The sequence below is a fragment of the Streptomyces sp. NPDC050988 genome (genome assembly GCF_044456225.1).
In the GTDB taxonomy this organism is placed as follows: domain Bacteria; phylum Actinomycetota; class Actinomycetes; order Streptomycetales; family Streptomycetaceae; genus Streptomyces.
Map to the genome: position 1 here is coordinate 93,089 of NZ_JBITFQ010000031.1, position 19,073 is coordinate 112,161.

The window sequence follows — 19,073 nt, forward strand, 5'->3', positions numbered from 1 at the left end:
CGGGACTCCCGAGGTCGCGCAAGTCCCCTGGTACCGATGGATACTCATGTCCGCTTTATCCGTCGTCTTTCGGCTCCGCCGCGTCTACCCCCTCCTTCCCTCCGCTGCCGCCTCTACTGCCCCGTGCTCCCGGTGTCCGGTATCGGCAGCGGGCGTTTCTCGATCGCCGCCGCCATCACGTCCGGGAAGAGGTCGGGCGTACAGGCGAACGCCGGTGCGCCCAGCGCCGCGAGCGCCGCCGCGTGCTCACGGTCGTACGCCGGAGCCCCTTCGTCGGACAGCGCGAGCAGCGTCACGAACTGCACGCCCGACGCCTTCATCGCCGCGACCCGCTTGAGCATCTCGTTCCGGATGCCGCCCTCGTAGAGGTCGCTGATGAGGACGACCACGGTGTCGGCGGGGCGCGTGATCTGCGACTGGCAGTAAGCCAACGCCCTGTTGATGTCCGTGCCGCCGCCGAGCTGCGTGCCGAAGAGCACGTCGACCGGATCGTCGAGCTGGTCGGTCAGATCGACGACCGCCGTGTCGAAGACCACGAGCCGGGTGTTGATGGACCGCATGGAGGCGAGGACCGCGCCGAACACCGACGCGTACACGACCGACGCCGCCATCGAACCCGACTGGTCGATGCAGAGGATGACCTCCTTCTTCACGGACTGCGACGCGCGCCCGTACCCGATGAGCCGCTCGGGCACGATCGTGCGGTACTCGGGCAGGTAGTGCTTGAGATTGGCCGAGATCGTGCGGTTCCAGTCGATGTCGTGGTGGCGGGGCCGGTTGATACGGGCACTGCGGTCGAGGGCGCCGGTGAGAGTGGCCCTGGTACGGGTCGCGAGCCGCTTCTCCAGGTCCTCGACCACCTTGCGTACGACCGTCCGCGCCGTCTCCTTGGTCGTCTCGGGCATGGCCTTGTTGAGCGAGAGCAGCGTGCCGACCAGGTGGACGTCCGCCTCCACCGCCTCCAGCATCTCCGGCTCCAGGAGCAGGGTGGACAGGCCGAGCCGGTCGATGGCGTCCCGCTGCATGACCTGGACGACGGAGGACGGGAAGTACGTCCGGATGTCCCCCAACCACCGGGCGACGGACGGCGCGGACGCCCCGAGCCCCGCCGAACGCTCCCTCCCCGCCCGCGCCCTGCCCCCCTTGCCGTTCCCGTACAGCGCGCCGAGCGCTCCGTCCATCGCGGCGTCCTGCCCGGCGAGCGAGCACCCGGTGCCGTCCGCGTCCTCCCCGCCGAGCACGAGCCGCCAGCGGCGAAGCCGTTCGTCGCCGGCGCCGGCCTGCTCGGGAACGCCGCCCGTCTCGGGCGCCTCGGCTTGGTCGGTCACCCCCGTGTTCACCGCTCCCGCACTCATCGGCCCACCCCCACAAGGTCGTTGTCATCGGCGCCGTTGTCATTGCTGCTGCTGTCGTCAGCGCCGTTGTCGTCGGCGCTGCTGCCGACGGTGCTGCTGCCGACGGCGCCGTCGGCGCCCGCGGTTTCGTCCGGCCCCAGCAGGAGGCGCAGCACCGGCAGCACCCCGTCGGCGCGTGCGGTGTCGAGGTCGGGGGCGAAGCCGGGTATGCCCGCGGCGGTGGCCGTCGCGGCGCCGCGGGTTCCCGGTCCGCGCCGGACCAGTTCGCCGAGGGTGCGGCGCACTCCGGGCTCGTACGCCGAGAAGGTGCGCCTGAGCAGCGGCAGCACGTCCGTGAACGCGTCCCCCGGCACCCCGGTCAGCCAGGCGTCGACCAGCCCGAGCAGCCGCTCGTCGTGCACGAGGAGCATTCCGCCCCCGGAGCCCCCGCCGACGAAGCCCTCGATCCACGCCGCCGCGTCCGCCGGCTCCGTCCCCGGCGACAGCACGAGCCCCATGAGCCGCGCCGCCTCTTCCTGCCCCAACGCCCCGTCGTCCAGCAGCAACCGCACGGCCCGCCCCCGGACGACCCCGGGAACCGTGTCCCGCCCGGAGAGCGTGCGCAGCACACCGTGCCAACGGCCACGTATGCCGGCACGGGAGGCGGAGTCTTCCCCGTGTCCCCCTTCCTCTTCCTCTCCCTCCCCCAGCAGCCCCACCGCCCCGTGCACGGCGTCCACATGCCCGCGCATCTCCTCCGCGGCGTCCGCGTCGAGTGCGGCGCAGGCCGGGGGCAGCCCCACGAAGACACGCTCGGCGAGCCCCGCGGCGACCTCGGCGAGGGCCTCCGTACCCGTGCCGCGTACGTCGCCGTAGCGGAGGGAGCGGACCAGGGCGGGGAGCGCCTGGGCGAGGTGGCCGACGTCGGCGTCCAGGGCGGCGCGGTCGGCGAGGATCCGCATCACCACCGGGAGCGCGTCCGGGAGTTCGGCGAGGAGACAGCGCTCGGCGAGGCCCGTGACGTCGGCGAGGGACCGGGCCCCGATGGCGTCCGCCTCCGCCTTCGCGGTCGCGGCGGCGAGCACGGTCGTGCCCCACACGCCGGCCTCGGCGACCCGCACCGCAAGCTCCGGCTCCCAGCGGAGCCGCCAGGTCTCGCGGAACGTACCGGTGCTGCCGCGCGACGCGGTCGGCTCGCCCCACTCGATGCCGAGGAGCCGCAGCCGGTGCAGCAGCCTGCTGCGCCCGGCGTCGTTCTCCTTGCGCAGGTCGAGCTCCAACTCCCGCTCCTGCGCCTCCGGTTTGAGCCGCAGCCGCCGCTGGAGCCGGTCGAGGTCGCGCTGCAGCGGCACGGCCGGAGCCGCCGCGGGCACCTCGCCCAGGACGTCACCGACGACGAGCCGGTCGTGCACGAGTGAGAGCGGCACGTCCGAGCCCTCGCACATCACGGCCCGTACGGCGTCGGTGGTCTCGGTCAGGCCCGGCAGAGGGCGGCCTCGCATCGCGGCGAGCGTGTCGGCGAGCCGCACCGCCTCGATGACGTGCGCGGACGAGACGGGCCGGTCCTCGTCGCGCAGGAGCCGGGCCACTTTCGTCATCCAGCGCTCGATCGGGCGGTCGGCGGCCACGAACAAGTGCCCGTACCAGCCCGGCGAGTCGATACCCGCGCCATAGCCGCTCACCCGCGACAGCCGCCGGTGGGTCCAGGGCACCCAGGTCATGTCGGCCTTGACCTTGGGCAGCCCCTTCAGCAGCGCCCGGTCGGCGGCGACGGTGGTCCGCTGCCGCAGCGCGGGCACGTGCCAGGCACCGCACACCACGGCCACGTCGTCCCCGAACTCCCGCTGAGCCGCCCGCACCTGGAGCCGCATGTACGCCTCCCGCACGAGGTCCCGCTCGTGTCCCCCGGTCCCGAACGCCTCCCGCAGCGCCCCCATCGCCTCGCCGAGCACCTCGAACGGTGCGAACGCGTCCCCGTCGCGCGCCCCCCGGTGCTCGATCACGTCCTCCCACCACCGCTCGGCGTCGTCGTAACCGGCGGTCTCGGCGAGGACGGCGAGCGGGTCGATCCGCACGGCCTCCGCGGGCTCGGACGGAAGTCCCCCCGGCTCCCCCTCTCCCTTGTCCGCCGTTCCCTCCTCCGGCGGCTCCTTCTCCCCTGTCGTCTCCTCCCGTCCCCATGCCAGCGTGTGCGCGGCCGGGAGGTCGATGAAGCGGGCCGGCACCCCGTGCTCCAGGGCCCAGCGGACGGCCACCCACTCCGGCGAGAACTCGGCGAGCGGCCAGAACGCCGACCGGCCCGACTCGTCCACGACATGCGCGAGAAGGGCGACGGGCGGCCGCATGTCCTCGTCGGCGGCCAGCGCGATCAACGCGTCGGCCTCCGGCGGCCCCTCGATGAGTACGGTGCGCGGGCCCGCCGCCTCCAGCGCGGCCCGTACGGCCCGGGCCGAGCCGGGGCCGTGGTGGCGCACCCCGAGCAGCAGGGGCCCGGTCCCCCCGTCGCGGTCGCTCACGCGCTCACCTCCCGGCAGGCGCGGTAGAAGTCCTTCCACCCGTCGCGCTCACGGACGACCGCTTCCAGGTACTCCTGCCAGATGACGCGGTCGGCCGCCGGGTCGCGGACGACGGCGCCGAGGATGCCCGCGGCGACGTCGCTCGCACGCAGGACTCCGTCCCCGAAGTGGGCGGCCAGGGCGAGGCCGTTCGTGACGACGGAGATCGCCTCCGCGGTCGACAGCGTGCCGCTGGGCGACTTCAGCTTCGTACGCCCGTCGGCGGTGAGGCCGTCGCGCAGTTCGCGGAAGACCGTGACGACGCGGCGGATCTCGTCGACGCCGTCGGGCACCGCGGGCAGGTCGAGGGAGCGGCCGATCTGGTCGACTCGGCGCGAGACGATGTCGACCTCGGCGTCGGCGCTCTCGGGCAGCGGCAGGACGACCGTGTTGAAGCGGCGGCGCAGGGCGCTCGACAGGTCGTTCACCCCGCGGTCGCGGTCGTTGGCCGTGGCGATCAGGTTGAAGCCCCGGACCGCCTGCACCTCCGAGCCCAACTCCGGTATCGGCAGGGTCTTTTCCGACAGGATCGTGATGAGCGAGTCCTGTACGTCGGCGGGGATGCGGGTCAGTTCCTCGACCCGGGCGGTCATTCCCTCCGCCATGGCCCGCATGACAGGGCTGGGCACCAGCGCGTCCCGGCTCGGGCCGTTCGCGAGCAGTTGCGCGTAGTTCCAGCCGTAGCGGATCGCCTCCTCCGGTGTGCCGGCCGTGCCCTGCACGAGGAGGGTGGAGTCGCCGCTGACCGCCGCGGCCAGGTGCTCGGAGACCCATGTCTTGGCCGTGCCGGGCACACCGAGCAGGAGCAGGGCCCGGTCGGTGGCGAGCGTGGTGACGGCGACCTCGACGATGCGGCGCGGGCCCACGTACTTCGGCGTGATCACCGTGCCGTCCGGCAGTGTGCCACCGAGCAGGTAGGTCGCGACGGCCCAGGGCGACATCCGCCAGCGGACCGGACGAGGGCGGTCGTCCTGCGCGGCCAGCGCCGCGAGCTCGGCGGCGAACGCGTCCTCGGCGTGCGGCCGCAGCGCCTCGCCCTCCGCTGCTTCCCGTGTGTGCGCGGAGTGGTGCTGGCTCGGTTCGACGGACGTCTGGTCGACGGACACGGACATGGAGCGGTCCCCCTTGCGGCTCGGCCGGTTCGGATCTGGTTCCACCGTGCACTACGCCACTGACAATCGCTCTGACCTGCACAAACGTGCTCGCCGGGGTCGATTGTCAGTGGTGGGACCTACCTTCGATGACATGACTCAGCAGGGGGTGCGCTGGACTGCGGATCAGGTGCTGGCACTGGCGCCTGACGCAGCGTCACGCAAGGCGGGCAGCAAGCTCGGCGCGGCAGGGCCGTGGTCGGAGGCGGGCAGTACGGACGAGGGGACGGTGTGGGGACTGTGCAGGGGAAGCGGCAGCAGGCCGTATCGGACGGTGATCGACATCGCGGACTCCACCGGGCCCGCGTACAAGTGCAGTTGCCCGAGCCGCAAGTTCCCGTGCAAGCACGCGCTGGGACTGCTGCTGCTCTGGGCGGGCGAGGACGGCACGGTGCCGCGGGGGCAAGTGCCGGACTGGGCGGAAGAGTGGACGGAGGCGAGGAGGAAGCGCGCGGACGACAAACGAGCGGCGAGCGCGGCGGGTTCCCCGGCCTCGGGTGATCCGGAGGCCGCGCGGCGCAGGGCGGAGCGGCGGGCCGAGCACATCACCGCGGGGGCGGCGGAGTTGGAGCAGCGGCTGGCCGACCTGCTCCGAGGCGGCCTGGCCACGGCGGAGCAGGCGGGGTACGGGCTGTGGGAGGAGACGGCGGCCCGGATGGTCGACGCGCAGGCGTCCGGACTGGCGGCCCGCGTACGGGAGTTGGGGGCGATCCCGTCGTCGGGCCCAGGCTGGCCGGTGCGGTTGCTGGAGGAGTGCGCGCTGCTCCATCTCCTCGACCAGGGCTGGCTGCGCCGCGAGCGGCTGCCGGACGGCCTGGCCGCGACGGTCCGTTCACGGATCGGGCTCACCGGATCGGCGGACGGCCCACCGGTCCGCGACCACTGGCTGGTCCTGGCCCAGTACGACACGTCGGACAGCCGCCTGACCACCCGTCGCATCTGGCTGCACGGGGCGGAATCGGCGCGCCAGGTCCTGCTCCTGTCGTACGGCGCGGCCGGCCGCGCGCCCGAACTGGCCCTGCCGGTCGGGCTGGCGCTCGACGCGGAGGTGTCCGCGTATCCGGGCGCGGGGCAGCTGCGGGCCGCGCTCGGCGAGCAGTTCACGCCTCCGGCGCCCACGGCGGTCCGTCCGCCGGGAGTGAGCGTGGCGCAGGCGGCGGCCACGTACGGCGAGGCGCTCCGGGACGACCCGTGGCTGGACTCCCACCCGGTGACACTCGGCCGCGTCATGCCCACCCCGGACGGCGACACCTGGCAACTGGCCGACGCCGACGGCGAGCTGGCGCTCCCTCTCGCCCCGGCGGCCCGGTCCGGTTCCGGCCTGTGGCGCCTGGTCGCCCTCTCCGGCGGCACACCGGTCACGGTCTTCGGAGAGTGCGGCCACCGCGGCTTCACGCCCCTCACAGCCTGGCCGGAGGGCCCCGGCGAGGCGGTGCCGCTGTGCTGACAACGACATTGCTCCCGGCCGCCTCGCCGACTACGGGCCTGGCCGACCCGACCGACCTCACGGCTCTGGTGGATCCATGGAAGGGACGCTCATGAACAGGACCCCGGCTGCCACCGACACGCCTGCCACCGACACGGCGTCCACGGACGCGTCCGGAGGGAGCCGCTGGGAGGAGCTCGTGACCGCGGCGCTCCTGGGCACCGCACGGCGTACGCCGTCGGGGATTCCGGCCGGCCGGGACGCACCGACGGCACTGCTGGACGCGGCGGCCGTGGAGACCGTGCGGCGGCGGGCCGGGATGCGGCCGGGGCGGGCGGCGGCGCGGGTGGAGCCCGCGCCGCCGGACCCCCGTCCGCTGTTGCCGCCCGCGGCGGCACGCAGACTCGCGATGCTGCTCGCCGACCGGCAGGGGTCCGGCGGCGGCAGTGGCGGCCGCAGAGGCTCGGCTCCCGATCTCATGGAGCTGCTCCCGCAGTGGCTCACCACGGCGAACCGGCGCGGGTTCGCGCCACGCCCGGAGGCACTGCCCGCGCTCCTCGACGCGGCCCGGGGGCGGACGGATCTGCGGCCGGCGGTGCTGGCGTTCGCGGGGCCGCGCGCGCTGTGGCTGGCCCGGCTGAACGCGGACTGGCGGTTCGCGCTGCGCTCGACGCCGGGCGGCGGGGCGGCCCTGCCCGGGCCCGAGGAGCCCGATCGCATACGGGAGTTGTGGGAGGAGGGGCTGTTCGCCGAGCGGGTCGCGCTCCTCTCCGGGATACGAGCCCGGGACGCGGCGGCCGCACGGGACCTGCTGGCCACGACGTGGGCGACGGAGCGGGCCGAGGACCGGCTGATGTTCCTCGACTCGTTGCGGACGGGGCTGTGCCCGGCGGACGAGCCGTTCCTGGAGCGGGCGTTGGCCGACCGGAGCCGCAATGTGCGGGCGACGGCGGCGGAGTTGCTGTCAGCGCTGCCCGGTTCGGCGCTCGCCGGGCGGATGGCGGAGCGCGCGGTGTCCTGCGTGGCCGTCGACCACACGCGGGGCACGCCGACGATAGCGGTCGAGGCGCCGCACGAGTGCGATCCGGGCATGGAGCGGGACGGAGTCGTTCCCAAGGCTCCGGCAGGGCGGGGTGAACGGTCCTGGTGGCTGGGCCAGTTGGTCGAGGCGGCACCGCTCGGCACGTGGTCGCGGCGGCTCGGGGGACGTACGCCGGAGGAGATCGTGGCGCTGCCCGTGGCGGACGACTGGCAGAGCGAGCTGCATGCCGCGTGGTGCCGGGCCGCGGTGCGCCAGCGCGACCCTTCCTGGTCCAGGGCACTACTGGGAACTCCGGCCGCACCGGAGGCGGGCGGACCTGGCGCGGTGTCTCTCGCCGAGCGGGCCAAGCTGCTCGGCACGCTGGGAGCCGCGGAGCGGGCCGACTGGGTGGCGGGCTTCATAGCCGTGCACGGCCTGTCCGAGGCGTTCCAGCTGCTCGGAGTGTGCACGGTGCCCTGGTCGGAACCCTTGGGGCGGGCCGTGGTCGACGCCCTCGACATCGCACGCGACGCGGGCAGTTACCCATGGAGCTTCAGCGGAGTCATGGGCCTGGCCGAACGCTGCCTGGACCCGTCGGAGGCCCCCCACCTCGAAACCCTCACCGCCATCCCCGACGAACCGGAGAACGCGGCCCCCGGAGCCGGCAGCTACTGGTCGGAATCATTCCAACGCCTGGTCACAACCCTGCGCCTACGAGCAGCGATGCAACGAGAACTCGAGGAGGTGTAAGCGCCCGGGCGTAGCCGGAACCAAGACACAGACCCACAGCACCTCGCACCGCCTTCACCCCACCCACCTTCAGCAGACCCACAGCACCTCGCAACACCCTCAACCCCACCCACCTTCAAGGGGCGCGGGGAACTGCGCGACCAGCCCCCACCAACCCGCACCCACAACACAAGCCAAGCCACCCACGCACCCCCCGCCCCCGGCGGAGCCCTACCGCACGTTCGCCCGAACCCACTCAACAATCGACCCAGTAGTCGCCCCAGGCGTAAAAATCTCCGCCACACCCAGCTCCTTCAACGGCACGATGTCCGCCTCCGGAATGATCCCGCCCCCGAACACCTTGATGTCCTCCGCATCCCGCTCCTTCAGGAGCTCAAGAACCGCGGCGAACAACGTGTTGTGCGCGCCGGACAGGATCGACAGCCCGATCGCGTCGGCATCCTCCTGGATCGCCGTGTCGACGATCTGGTCGGGCGTCTGGTGGAGACCGGTGTAGATGACCTCCATACCCGCGTCCCGCAGCGCCCGCGCGATCACCTTCGCCCCGCGGTCGTGGCCGTCGAGCCCCGGCTTGGCCACCACCACGCGGATCGGACCGGCTGCCACACCCATCACTGCCTCCATGAACCGACTACACCGACCTACCGACCTACCGACCTGCACGGTCCGCGGGGACCTGCGGAGCTCCGCCGATATCCACGGAGATCCACGGAGATCCACACAGCTCCACTCGGACCTGTACCGACTGATAGCACCCGAGGGCCGCGACGGCGACTCGCCGCCACCGCGCTCACGTCAGATATGCCCCGGTGGCACAGCAACCCCGCACGACACGGCCGGGGAAGGTGAACGAACGTTATCGCCACCATCCCGTCACCGGCAGTTTCGCGGTGTGGACCGAGGGGGAAATCACACGGTGGGACAAGTTCGCCGCGCACCGGTCCCGCATCACGCGGCACATGGGCCGCACCCCGCGGCCGATGGACCGCGGCCGGACCGGGCGCAAGGGGAGCCGCTACGAGGTCGCCGCACCACCGCGCCGTCAGCCGCGCGGCAAGGTGGTGCGGCGCACCGGCGATCGCACGACGACGGGCCCGCCCGTCGCTCCACCGGCGTCACACGCGCCGCACGTGCACCGCCTTCCTCGTCATCGGCTTCTCACGAGGGCACACGGGGGACGGAGTCGTCCTCCCGTGCGCCGACGGGAGGTCGGCCATGAAGGTCACCAGGGCAGTGTCGCCCCTTCTTCCGCTCTGCCAGCGCCTGCTCCCCGGCAGACTGGCCGGACTCTCACTGACCCTCCTGAAGGCGACCGCCCTGGAGATCGCGATCCTCGCGGGCCATCTCCTCCTCTATCCCACCGGCATCACCCCGGAGCGCCGCCCGACCCCGACCCCACCCGGGGCCCCGACCGACCTCACCGGCACAGGCGCAGGTACGGACACCGACACCGGCGACACCCCCGACACCACCCGGCTCCCCACCCCCACCAGGCCCCCGGTCGTCCTGCTGCACGGCTTCATCGACAACCGCTCCGTCTTCGTGATGCTGCGCCGCTCGCTGGCCCAGCACGGCAGGCAGCAGATCGAGTCGCTCAACTACTCCCCGCTGACCTGCGACATACGGACCGCCGCCGAGCTGCTCGGCCGGCACATCGAGGAGATCTGCGAGCGCACCGGCCGTCACGAGGTGGACATCGTCGGGCACAGCCTCGGCGGGCTGATAGCGCGCTACTACGTGCAGTGCCTGGGCGGTGACGTCCGCGTCCGGACCCTCGTCACATTGGGCACGCCGCACTCGGGCACACGGGTCGTCCCGCTGATGAACGCGCACCCGATCGTCCGCCAGATGCGCCCCGGTTCCGGCGTGCTGGACGAGCTGTGCCAGCCGGCGCCGCACTGCCGGACGCGGTTCGTGAGCTTCTGGAGCGACCTCGACCAGTTGATGGACCCGCTGGAGACCGCCTGCATCGAGCACCCGGACCTGCTCGTTCAGAACGTGCGCGTGAGCGGGATCGGGCATCTCGCCCTCCCCGTGCACCCGGCCGTCGCGGTCGGCGTCCGGCAGGCCCTGGACGCCGAGGAGACGGAGGCCCGCCCCGCCGCCGTCCCCGCCGCCCGCGCCGACGGTCTGACGGTGGCGTGACCGAGAGGGTCACCACGGGCAGGGGCGTGACCGGAAGCGCCAGAGCCAGAAGGTGAGTGAGCCAACCGGAAGCGGCGGAGCGCAAGCGGCGCAAAAGCCAACCGGCACAACCGGAAGGCGCCGCCGAATCCGTTCAACCGGCTCCCAGGACCGACGTTTCTTCGAACATTCATCGAACGCCAGGCCAAAGCTGTGCCCGCCCTCCGCCGAAAGGCGGCCGAATGCCCGTTTCCTGAGAGGAGGAAAGCCGCCGAAGATTGTCGCGCCCTCGTACCGCCGGGTACAGTCACCGCACTGCTCTGCCAGCCCCTGTCGTCGAGGCGAAAGAGAAGTTGGTGAACGACCGTCACCCGTCGGGGACCGCAACTCCCCCGGCTCCGGCCCCCGAGGCCGCCTCGGCGCATTACGCGTCCTATGGCGAACAGGGCGTCCAGTACGGCGACTTCACCATGTACGACGGCTACTCCGCCACCGGTTTTGACGCCAACTCCTCCGGCACGTACGGGACGACGGGCAGCTACGACACGACGGGCGCCTACGCGACGACGACCTTCGACACCGACCCCCTGTTCGGCGACCTCCCCGGCAACGGCGGCGGTAACGACGGCAGCGGCGCGGGCACCGGTTCGTACGACGCCACCCAGTGGGCCACCGGCAGTCATCAGACGCTGAACTACGACCCGTACGCGGCCCAGCACCACGCCGCGTTCGAGACCGGCAGCTATGACACGAGCGGTGTCTGGTCGAACTCGGGCTACCAGCAGCTCGGCGAGATCCCGACGCAGGCCGCGGGCCCCGAAGGCACCGGCCAGTGGGACGCGAACGCCTGGCTCCAGGCCGATCCGGTCGCCCCCACCCAGCAGTGGACCGCGCCGACCTTCGAGACCGGCACGTACGACGCGACGGCGTGGAACTCGGACGGCGGCGACCAGAACCAGCAGAACCAGACCCAGGTCCAGCCACAGATCCACCACCAGGCGCAGGCCGAGCACGAGTCGTATCCGGCCGACCAGCACACATCGGCCGTCCCGCACACGTCGTACGACCACCACGAGGCCTACGACCGGCACGAGTCGTACGACCAGCAGGCCACCAGCGCGTTCGAGCGGGTCCCGTACGAGGAACAGGTCACCGCGGAAGGCGAGTTCACCCCCTCCGACGACGCCGACGCGGACTCCGGTACCAATGGCCACAGCCACAGCCACGACGAACCCGTGCCTTTCGACGACGTCGAGGAATCCACCTCCGTCGCCACCGCCGCCCCGGCCGGCCGCTCCGCGTCACGTGCGGCCGGCCGTTCCGCGCCCCGCTCCCGCCGCCGCACCCCGCCGAAGCGTTCCGCTCTGCTGACGGTCGCCGTGCCCTCGGCGTGTGTGATGGGCGTCGCCGGAATCGCCGCCGCGTCCGTGACCGGTGGAAGCAGCAGCAACGACGAGGCGCGGACGACAGCCGCCGCGCCCGACGCGAGCGCCGTGAAGCCGGCGGCCGCGAACAACCAGCTGGACACCCAGCTCGAGAACCTCTCGGCTGACGCGGACGACTTCGCCGACCGTGCGAGCCGTACGCAGGAACGTATCGACTTGAAGGCCCAGCAGGCCGCCGACAAGCAGAAGGCGGCGGCGGAGGCTGCCCGCAAGGAGCGGCTGCGGCCGAAGTTCGCGCTGCCGGTCGCCCAGCACGGGCTCAGTGCCTACTACGGGCAGGCCGGCATCAACTGGATGTCCGTCCACACCGGCATCGACTTCCCCGTTTCGTACGGCACGACGGTGATGGCCGCGACCGACGGGACCGTCCGGACGCAGTGGAACAGCGCGTACGGGAACATGGTCATCGTGACGGCCAAGGACGGTACGGAGACGTGGTACTGCCACCTCTCCACGTACAAGGTCGCCTCGGGAGCCGTGGTGAAGGCCGGGGACCCGATCGCGTACTCCGGGAACTCCGGCAACTCGACCGGTCCGCACCTGCACTTCGAGGTGCGGCCGGGTGGCGGCTCGGCGATCGACCCACTGCCGTGGTTGCGCAGCCATGGGCTGGACCCCTCCTAGGGCGAGCCCCTCTTGAGGCTGGAGTCCTGGGGGCTCCGCCCCCAGACCCCCATCGGCCTGAACGGCCTCGTCCTCAAACGCCGGACGGGCTGAAAGTGACCGGCCCCGCCCTCAAGTAGTCCCCAGTAGCCAATACCCCCTGGGGACTACAGACCTTCAGCGCTACAGCTTCTCCACCGGTGCGTACCGCAGCAGCAACCGCTTCGGCTTCTCCTCGCCGAAGTCGACCGTCGCCTCCGCGTTCGCTCCCGTGCCCTTGACGCCGACGACCGTGCCGAGGCCGAACTGGTCGTGGGTGACGCGGTCGCCGACCGCGAGTGACACCACCGGCTTGTCCGTGGCGCCGCGTCGGGTGGCGAACCCGGACGCGCCCGAGGCCGCCGAGCGGGAACGCGAGGAGGACAGGGAGGCCGCCACGCCGGAGACCGGGGCGGAGGACACCGCGCCGAGGGAGCCCGTGCGCTTCCACTCCAGATGCGTCTCCGGGATCTCCTCCAGGAAGCGGGACGGCGGGTTGTACGAGGGCTGACCCCAGGCGCTGCGCATCGACGACCGGGTGAGGTACAGCCGCTCCCTCGCACGCGTGATGCCGACGTACGCGAGGCGGCGCTCCTCCTCCAGCTCCTTGGTCTGGCCGAGCGCGCGCATGTGCGGGAAGACGCCGTCCTCCATGCCGGTCAGGAACACCACGGGGAATTCGAGGCCCTTGGCGGTGTGGAGGGTCATCAGCGTTATCACGCCGGAGCCGTCCTCCTCCTCGTCCGGGATCTGGTCGGAGTCGGCGACGAGCGCGACCCGCTCCAGGAAGGCGGAGAGGCCGCCCGGTGCCTCGCCCTCGCCGGCCTCCTGCTCGAACTCCAGGGCCACGGCGGCCAGTTCCTGGAGGTTCTCGATGCGGGTCTCGTCCTGCGGGTCGGTCGAGGCCTGCAACTCGGCGAGGTAGCCGGTCCGTTCGAGGACCGCCTCAAGGACCGTCGCCGGGCCTGCGCCCGACTCGACGATCGTGCGGAGGTCCTCCATCAGCGTGTTGAACTTCTTGACGGCGTTCGTCGAGCGGGACGCCATGCCGTACGCCTCGTCCACGCGGCGCAGCGCCTGCGGGAAGCTGATCTTCTCGCGCTGGGAGAGCGCGTCGATCATCGCCTCGGCGCGGTCGCCGATGCCGCGCTTGGGGACGTTGAGAATGCGGCGGAGCGGTACGGAGTCCTCGGGGTTCGCGAGTACGCGCAGGTAGGCGAGGACGTCCCGGACCTCCTTGCGCTCGTAGAAGCGGACGCCGCCGACGACCTTGTAGGGCAGGCCGACGCGGATGAAGACCTCTTCGAAGACACGGGACTGCGCGTTCGTACGGTAGAAGACCGCGACGTCGCCCGCCTTCGCGTCGCCCGCGTCCGTGAGGCGGTCGATCTCGTCGGCGACGAACTGGGCTTCGTCGTGTTCGGTGTCGGCCACATAGCCGGTGATCTGGGCGCCCGCGCCCGCGTTCGTCCACAGGTTCTTGGGGCGGCGGCTTTCGTTGCGCTCGATGACCGCGTTGGCGGCGGTGAGGATCGTCTGCGTGGAGCGGTAGTTCTGCTCCAGCAGGATCGTCGTCGCGTTCGGGTAGTCCTCCTCGAACTGGAGGATGTTGCGGATGGTCGCGCCGCGGAAGGCGTAGATCGACTGGTCCGCGTCACCCACCACGCACAGCTCGGCCGGCGGGAGGTCGTGCTCGCTCGGCGGTACGTCCACGGGGTGCTCGGAGGTGCCGACCAGCTCGCGGACGAGGGCGTACTGCGCGTGGTTCGTGTCCTGGTACTCGTCGACCAGGACGTGCCGGAAGCGGCGGCGGTAGTGCTCGGCGACGTCCGGGAAGGCGCGCAGGAGGTTGACCGTCGTCATGATCAGGTCGTCGAAGTCCAGCGCGTTCGCCTCGCGCAGACGGGACTGGTACATCGCGTAGGCCTGGGCGAGGGTCTTCTCGAAGCCGTCGGCGGCCTGGGCGGCGAAGTCCTCCTCGTCGATCAGCTCGTTCTTCAGGTTCGAGATCTTGGCGCTGAACGACTTGGGCGGGAAGCGCTTGGGGTCGAGGTCCAGGTCACGGCAGACCAGGGCCATGAGGCGCTTGCTGTCGGCGGCGTCGTAGATCGAGAAGGAGGAGGTGAAGCCGAGCTGCTTCGACTCGCGCCGCAGGATCCGTACACACGCGCTGTGGAACGTCATCACCCACATCGCGTTGGCCCGCGGGCCGACGAGCTGCTCGACGCGCTCCTTCATCTCGCCCGCGGCCTTGTTCGTGAACGTGATCGCGAGGATCTGGCCCGGGTGCACCCTGCGATCGCCCAGGAGGTGGGCGATGCGGTGCGTGAGCACACGGGTCTTGCCGGAGCCGGCGCCGGCCACGATGAGCAGCGGCGAGCCGTGGTGGACCACCGCCGCGCGCTGGTTCTCGTTCAGCCCGTCCAGGAGCGCGGCCGGGTCCACGTGCGGGCGGGGGGCGCCGTCGCGGTAGTAGCCGTCCCGGCTCGGCGGCACGTCGAAGCGGCCGCCGAACAAATCGTCCGGAACCGGCTCCGACTCCGACGCCTCGCCCTCGGGCGGCGGCGGGGGCTCCTCCTCGTGGGCCCGCGAGGGCTTGAGGTCCGCCAGGAAGCTGTCATCAAAGAGGCTGCTCATCGCTCTCCGAGTCTAGGCGTCCCCACTGACAGCGTGCCGCCACCTTGGAAACTCGGCGGGCTCGCTCCGCGGGCGTGCGGGTTTCCGTGGCTGCTCGCCACGGGGGCTGTCACTCTCCGGTGGGGGCTTGTGGCAGTCCGCGATCAGATGGTCGACCTGCGGCTTCACGGGAAGTCCCTGGGGGTCGTATCGCGGGTGCGGGTTCGTTGTGGCTTGTCGCGCAGTTCCCCGCGCCCCTATCGGGGCGCCCCCAAGGGGGCGCTCCAGCAGGCCGGGCTTCATCGAGTGGACAACTCGGGCCAGACCCATCTGAATTGACTACCGAGAGTCGACCTCAAAGCTAAGGTCACGAAAATGTATCGGGCATATCGCACATCAAACTTCACAGGGGCCACACGAGTTAGCTAAATTTTATGTGGGCCGCACGACCCGCACCGGCGAACACGCCGGGCCGAGCGGCCCCCGCCGAGTCCGGCAGGTCCTCGTGGCCTACGGAGCCGGGGACCCACCGACCTTGGGGTGAATCGGTCCAACTCCCTTCGGGGAAACGGACCGTAGGGCAAACCTTCCGGAGCACCCGCCCGAACCCGACAGCTAACTCGGTAGGCGGACGACGGAAGGAGACGCCCTCGTGGCGCCACACCGCAGGTCCCGGCCCCCCAGCCCCATGGGCATACGGACTCCGGCCATCGCCACCGCGGCTCTGACCTCGGTGGCCCTCCTCTCCCAGACGGCGAACGCGTCGCCGTCCGAGGAGCCCAGGCCGAGCCTTGAGGAAGTCGAGAAGAAGGTCGGCGACCTCTACCGCCAGGCGGAGACGGCCAGCGAGAAGTACAACGCGGCCAAGGAGAAGACCACCAAGCAGAAGAAGCGCGTCGACACCCTCCTCGACGACGTGGCGCGCCGCACAGAAAAGCTCAACGACGCGCGTGAGGAACTCGGTACGTTCGCCGCCGCGCAGTACCGCACCGGGGCCGCCGCCCCCGACACCGCCTCCCTCCTCCTCGCGGACAATCCGCAGGACTACTTCGACCAGACCCAGCTGATGGACCGGCTCACCAGCCGCCAGAAGCAGTCGGTCGACGACTACGTGACGCAGCAGACCGCCACGACGGAGAGGCGGCAGGAGGCGTCCGAGAGCCTGGAGACGCTCACCAGGACGCAGAACTCGCTGAAGACGTCCAAGGCGGACGTCCAGCGGAAGCTCGCCACCGCGCGCGACCTCCTCTCCAAGCTGACCACCGAGGAGAAGGCGCGGCTCGCCGCGATCGAGCGGCAGAAGCAGGAAGAGGCCCAGCGCAGGGCGGACGAGCTGGCCCGGCAGCAGGCGGCCGACGCCGAGCGGCGGCGCCAGGAGGCTGCGCAGGGCACCGGGACCTCCACGGGCTCCGGCAGCACCTCAGGGACCTCCGGGTCCGGCTCCGCCGCCTACACCGCCAAGGCCGACAAGGCGCTCGCCTTCGCCCGCGCCCAGATCGGCAAGCCGTACGTCTGGGGCGCGAGCGGCCCCGGCTCGTACGACTGCTCCGGCCTCACCCAGGCAGCCTGGAAGGCCGCCGGCGTCACGCTCCCGCGGACCACGTGGGACCAGGTCAAGGTCGGCACGACGGTCTCCGTGAACAGCGCCCAGCCCGGTGACCTGGTCTTCTTCTACGACGACATCAGCCACGTCGGCATCTACATCGGCGACGGAATGATGATCCACGCGCCCAAGCCGGGGGCGTACGTCCGCGAGGAGTCGATCTACTACATGCCGGTCCACAGCGTGGTGCGCCCGGCGTGAGGGGCTTTTCGTAGATCTGAGTGGAAATGGGAGAGGGCACACGCGCGCGTGTGCCCTCTCCCATTTCCACTCAGGCTCCTGGGTCCGCTCAGGTCCAGAGCACCGCGATGAAGATGTTCACCGTGGTCAGCCCGCCGACCAGGCCGAACAGGCTGTTCTCCACCTTTTCCTCGTCCCGTTTCACGTACACGAGGCCGAGGATCACGACCAGCAGGGCCAGCTTCACGCCGATCTTGATGTTGTTGACGGTCTGGTCGTCGGCCTGGTTGAGGCCGACCAGGATCGCGCCGGTGACCAGCATGGTCAGCGCGCCGTGGAGCATGGCGGGGCTGAAGCGGGCCGTGCCGTCGCTCATGGCCTTCAGCTGCGTGAGAAAGCCGCCGAGGAGGGACGCGATGCCGATGATGTGCAGGGCGACGAAGACATGAATGAGTACGTCCATGGGCCCGGACACTAACCAAACGCCTCCGTACCACCGCACACCGCCCCCGCCCGCACACCCGGTCCCGCCCGCCCCGCACACCCGGCCCCGCCTGCCCCACGCACCGGGCCCCGTCGGCCCCACGAGCCCCGGGCAGCTCCCGCGCCCCAACCCGGCGGAGCCCATAGCACCGGTTCGCCGCCCGTTTCCACACAATCCGCGCATCGGTCACCGCACCACGTCAAGTCGGCGGCCCCGGGCCCGGATCGCGGTCGTACCCGGTCAGCTCATGTCCGAGTCCCACCAGTTCCGTACATGCCGTTACCCCCGCCGCGGTCCCAGGTTTAGCGTCCTTCACCAGGTGACCGGCTCCCCACCACCGCCCGGGTCAGGGGCGGCATCCGGACACCACCGCCGAGAAAGGTCCGGCGGCGGCCCGCTCCCCCTGTGCGGGCCGCCGCCGGACGTGCAACCGGCCCCTGAGGGCCGCCGCCGCGGCAGCACCAACGCCTCGGCGGCCGTACGGAAGGACGTGGATCGCACGTGGCAGCGCACCGCAAGCCGAGACAGCGCTCAGTCGGCGGCAGTACGGCCCGCACCGCCTTCACCATCGCGCTGGCGGGCGCGGCGAGCGCGACCGGGTTCGAGGGGACGGGAACTGCCGCCCCGGAGCTGACACCCGCTCAGGTCAAGGCGAAGGTCGACAAGTTGTACCAGGAGGCGGAGGTCGCCACCGAGAAGTACAACGGCGCGAAGGAGAAGTCGACGAGGACGCGGGGCCGCCTGGACACGCTGCAGGATGAGGCGGCGCGCAGGACGGAACGGCTCAACTCCGAGCGGGACGCGCTCGGTTCACTGGCCGCCGCGCAATATCGGGACGGTGGCGTCGACCCCGCGCTGGGGCTCATGCTCTCCTCCGATCCCGACCAGTATCTGGACGGGGCCGCGTTCGCCGAGCGGGCCGGCAGCAGGCAGGCCTCGAACGTGTCGCGCGTACGCCGACAGCTGCGCGAGATCGAGCAGTTGCGCGGGGCCGCCCACGTGGAACTCACCTCGCTCAAGGAGCGGAAGGCGGAGCTGAAGCGGCACAAGACGACCGTCACCGGGAAGCTGGGAGAGGCACGGGACCTGCTGTCGCGACTGTCGGACGCGGACCGGGCCCGGATCGGCGCGGACGACGCGCGTGCCTCACGTTCCGCCGCGGGCCCGCGCGATCCGGGCGTCGGCCCGGGATCGTCGACCACTGCCCCCAACTCCCGTGCCGCGACCGCCGTTTCGTACGCGTACGGGAAACTCGGCAGCCCGTACGTGTGGGGCGCCACCGGACCCGACGCCTTCGACTGCTCGGGACTGATGCAGGCCGCGTACCGCGCCGCGGGCATCTCGCTGCCCCGCACGACGTACGCGCAGATCAACTCGGGCCAGCGGGTGTCGCGGTCCGAACTGCGCCCGGGCGACCTGGTGTTCTTCTACTCGGGCATCAGCCATGTCGGGCTGTACGTGGGCAACGGGCAGATGGTCCACGCGCCGAATCCGTCGGCGCCGGTGCGGGTGGCGCCGATCGACGAGATGCCGTTCGCGGGGGCCACGCGCGTGGCGTGAGCCGTCCGGCGAACCGGCAGAGGCGCAGGCACAGGCAGGGGATTGAGTGAAGAGAGCGGGGGAGTTCAAGCCGTTCGGGCATCGGTCCGGCTTGGATGGGCATCGCACGGGTACTCCGGCGGGGTAGCGTCGGCGTGGCGGCGTGGCACTGTTCGACATGCCGCACCGCACGGTCGCGATCC

General features: G+C 71.6%; 12 protein-coding genes and 1 riboswitch. Of the genes, 6 read left to right on the top strand and 6 right to left on the bottom strand.

Annotated features, from left to right (window positions below; genetic code table 11):
• Positions 1 to 113: 113 nt before the first annotated feature.
• Genes ACIBEI_RS40430 through ACIBEI_RS40440 form a run of 3 tightly spaced genes read right to left on the bottom strand, consistent with a single transcriptional unit; the run spans position 114 to position 5,001 of the window.
• Entirely contained in the window at positions 114 to 1,355 is a 1,242-nt protein-coding gene (locus ACIBEI_RS40430; RefSeq protein WP_398895697.1) for a VWA domain-containing protein, read from the bottom strand.
• Entirely contained in the window at positions 1,352 to 3,850 is a 2,499-nt protein-coding gene (locus ACIBEI_RS40435; RefSeq protein WP_398895698.1) for a DUF5682 family protein, read from the bottom strand. The genes ACIBEI_RS40430 and ACIBEI_RS40435 overlap by 4 nt, the downstream gene beginning before the upstream one ends.
• Positions 3,847 to 5,001 (bottom strand): AAA family ATPase, encoded by a 1,155-nt coding sequence (locus ACIBEI_RS40440; RefSeq protein WP_398895700.1) that lies wholly within the window; start codon positions 4,999 to 5,001, stop codon positions 3,847 to 3,849. The genes ACIBEI_RS40435 and ACIBEI_RS40440 overlap by 4 nt, the downstream gene beginning before the upstream one ends.
• A 133-nt stretch (positions 5,002 to 5,134) precedes the next feature.
• On the opposite strand from ACIBEI_RS40440, the gene ACIBEI_RS40445 reads away from it, so the two are divergent.
• Together ACIBEI_RS40445 and ACIBEI_RS40450 are read left to right on the top strand one after the other, a co-directional pair.
• A complete protein-coding gene (locus ACIBEI_RS40445) occupies positions 5,135 to 6,487 on the top strand; it encodes an SWIM zinc finger family protein (RefSeq protein ID WP_398895701.1) in 1,353 nt (450 codons plus the stop codon).
• A gap of 91 nt (positions 6,488 to 6,578) precedes the next feature.
• A complete protein-coding gene (locus ACIBEI_RS40450; protein ID WP_398895702.1) occupies positions 6,579 to 8,237 on the top strand; it encodes a DUF5691 domain-containing protein in 1,659 nt (552 codons plus the stop codon).
• Positions 8,238 to 8,447: 210 nt separating this feature from the next.
• Here the strand turns inward: ACIBEI_RS40450 and ACIBEI_RS40455 are convergent, their stop codons facing one another.
• Positions 8,448 to 8,849, bottom strand: a complete 402-nt coding sequence (locus ACIBEI_RS40455; protein WP_398895703.1) for a cobalamin B12-binding domain-containing protein — start codon at positions 8,847 to 8,849, stop codon at positions 8,448 to 8,450.
• Positions 8,850 to 9,452: 603 nt separating this feature from the next.
• Here ACIBEI_RS40455 and ACIBEI_RS40460 point away from each other — a divergent pair.
• Together ACIBEI_RS40460 and ACIBEI_RS40465 are read left to right on the top strand one after the other, a co-directional pair.
• Complete coding sequence (locus ACIBEI_RS40460) at positions 9,453 to 10,382, top strand: esterase/lipase family protein (protein WP_398895704.1); 930 nt, start codon at positions 9,453 to 9,455, stop codon at positions 10,380 to 10,382.
• Positions 10,383 to 10,717: 335 nt separating this feature from the next.
• A complete protein-coding gene (locus ACIBEI_RS40465; protein WP_398895706.1) occupies positions 10,718 to 12,430 on the top strand; it encodes a peptidoglycan DD-metalloendopeptidase family protein in 1,713 nt (570 codons plus the stop codon).
• 162 nt (positions 12,431 to 12,592) lie between these two features.
• Here the strand turns inward: ACIBEI_RS40465 and pcrA are convergent, their stop codons facing one another.
• Complete coding sequence (gene pcrA / locus ACIBEI_RS40470) at positions 12,593 to 15,085, bottom strand: DNA helicase PcrA (protein ID WP_398895708.1); 2,493 nt, start codon at positions 15,083 to 15,085, stop codon at positions 12,593 to 12,595.
• Between the two features lie 453 nt (positions 15,086 to 15,538).
• A riboswitch (cyclic di-AMP (ydaO/yuaA leader) is annotated at positions 15,539 to 15,710 on the top strand.
• 6 nt (positions 15,711 to 15,716) lie between these two features.
• On the opposite strand from pcrA, the gene ACIBEI_RS40475 reads away from it, so the two are divergent.
• Positions 15,717 to 16,868 carry an NlpC/P60 family protein gene (locus ACIBEI_RS40475; protein ID WP_398895710.1) on the top strand — a complete coding sequence of 384 codons (1,152 nt, stop codon included), beginning with the start codon at positions 15,717 to 15,719 and terminating at the stop codon, positions 16,866 to 16,868.
• Between the two features lie 88 nt (positions 16,869 to 16,956).
• Here the strand turns inward: ACIBEI_RS40475 and ACIBEI_RS40480 are convergent, their stop codons facing one another.
• Entirely contained in the window at positions 16,957 to 17,310 is a 354-nt protein-coding gene (locus tag ACIBEI_RS40480; protein ID WP_190229545.1) for a hypothetical protein, read from the bottom strand.
• A gap of 522 nt (positions 17,311 to 17,832) precedes the next feature.
• On the opposite strand from ACIBEI_RS40480, the gene ACIBEI_RS40485 reads away from it, so the two are divergent.
• On the top strand, positions 17,833 to 18,891 hold the full coding sequence (locus ACIBEI_RS40485) for an NlpC/P60 family protein (RefSeq protein ID WP_398895711.1): 1,059 nt from the start codon (positions 17,833 to 17,835) through the stop codon (positions 18,889 to 18,891).
• Positions 18,892 to 19,073 lie beyond the last annotated feature (182 nt).

Bases quoted from the DNA above. Each gene is read 5' to 3' on its own strand.
- ACIBEI_RS40440 (WP_398895700.1), bottom strand. From the start codon at position 5,001: ATGTCCGTGTCCGTCGACCAGACGTCCGTCGAACCGAGCCAGCACCAC.
- ACIBEI_RS40450 (WP_398895702.1), top strand. From the start codon at position 6,579: ATGAACAGGACCCCGGCTGCCACCGACACGCCTGCCACCGACACGGCG.
- ACIBEI_RS40480 (WP_190229545.1), bottom strand. From the start codon at position 17,310: ATGGACGTACTCATTCATGTCTTCGTCGCCCTGCACATCATCGGCATC.
- ACIBEI_RS40430 (WP_398895697.1), bottom strand. From the start codon at position 1,355: ATGAGTGCGGGAGCGGTGAACACGGGGGTGACCGACCAAGCCGAGGCG.
- ACIBEI_RS40455 (WP_398895703.1), bottom strand. From the start codon at position 8,849: ATGGGTGTGGCAGCCGGTCCGATCCGCGTGGTGGTGGCCAAGCCGGGG.
- ACIBEI_RS40445 (WP_398895701.1), top strand. From the start codon at position 5,135: ATGACTCAGCAGGGGGTGCGCTGGACTGCGGATCAGGTGCTGGCACTG.
- ACIBEI_RS40460 (WP_398895704.1), top strand. From the start codon at position 9,453: ATGAAGGTCACCAGGGCAGTGTCGCCCCTTCTTCCGCTCTGCCAGCGC.
- pcrA (WP_398895708.1), bottom strand. From the start codon at position 15,085: ATGAGCAGCCTCTTTGATGACAGCTTCCTGGCGGACCTCAAGCCCTCG.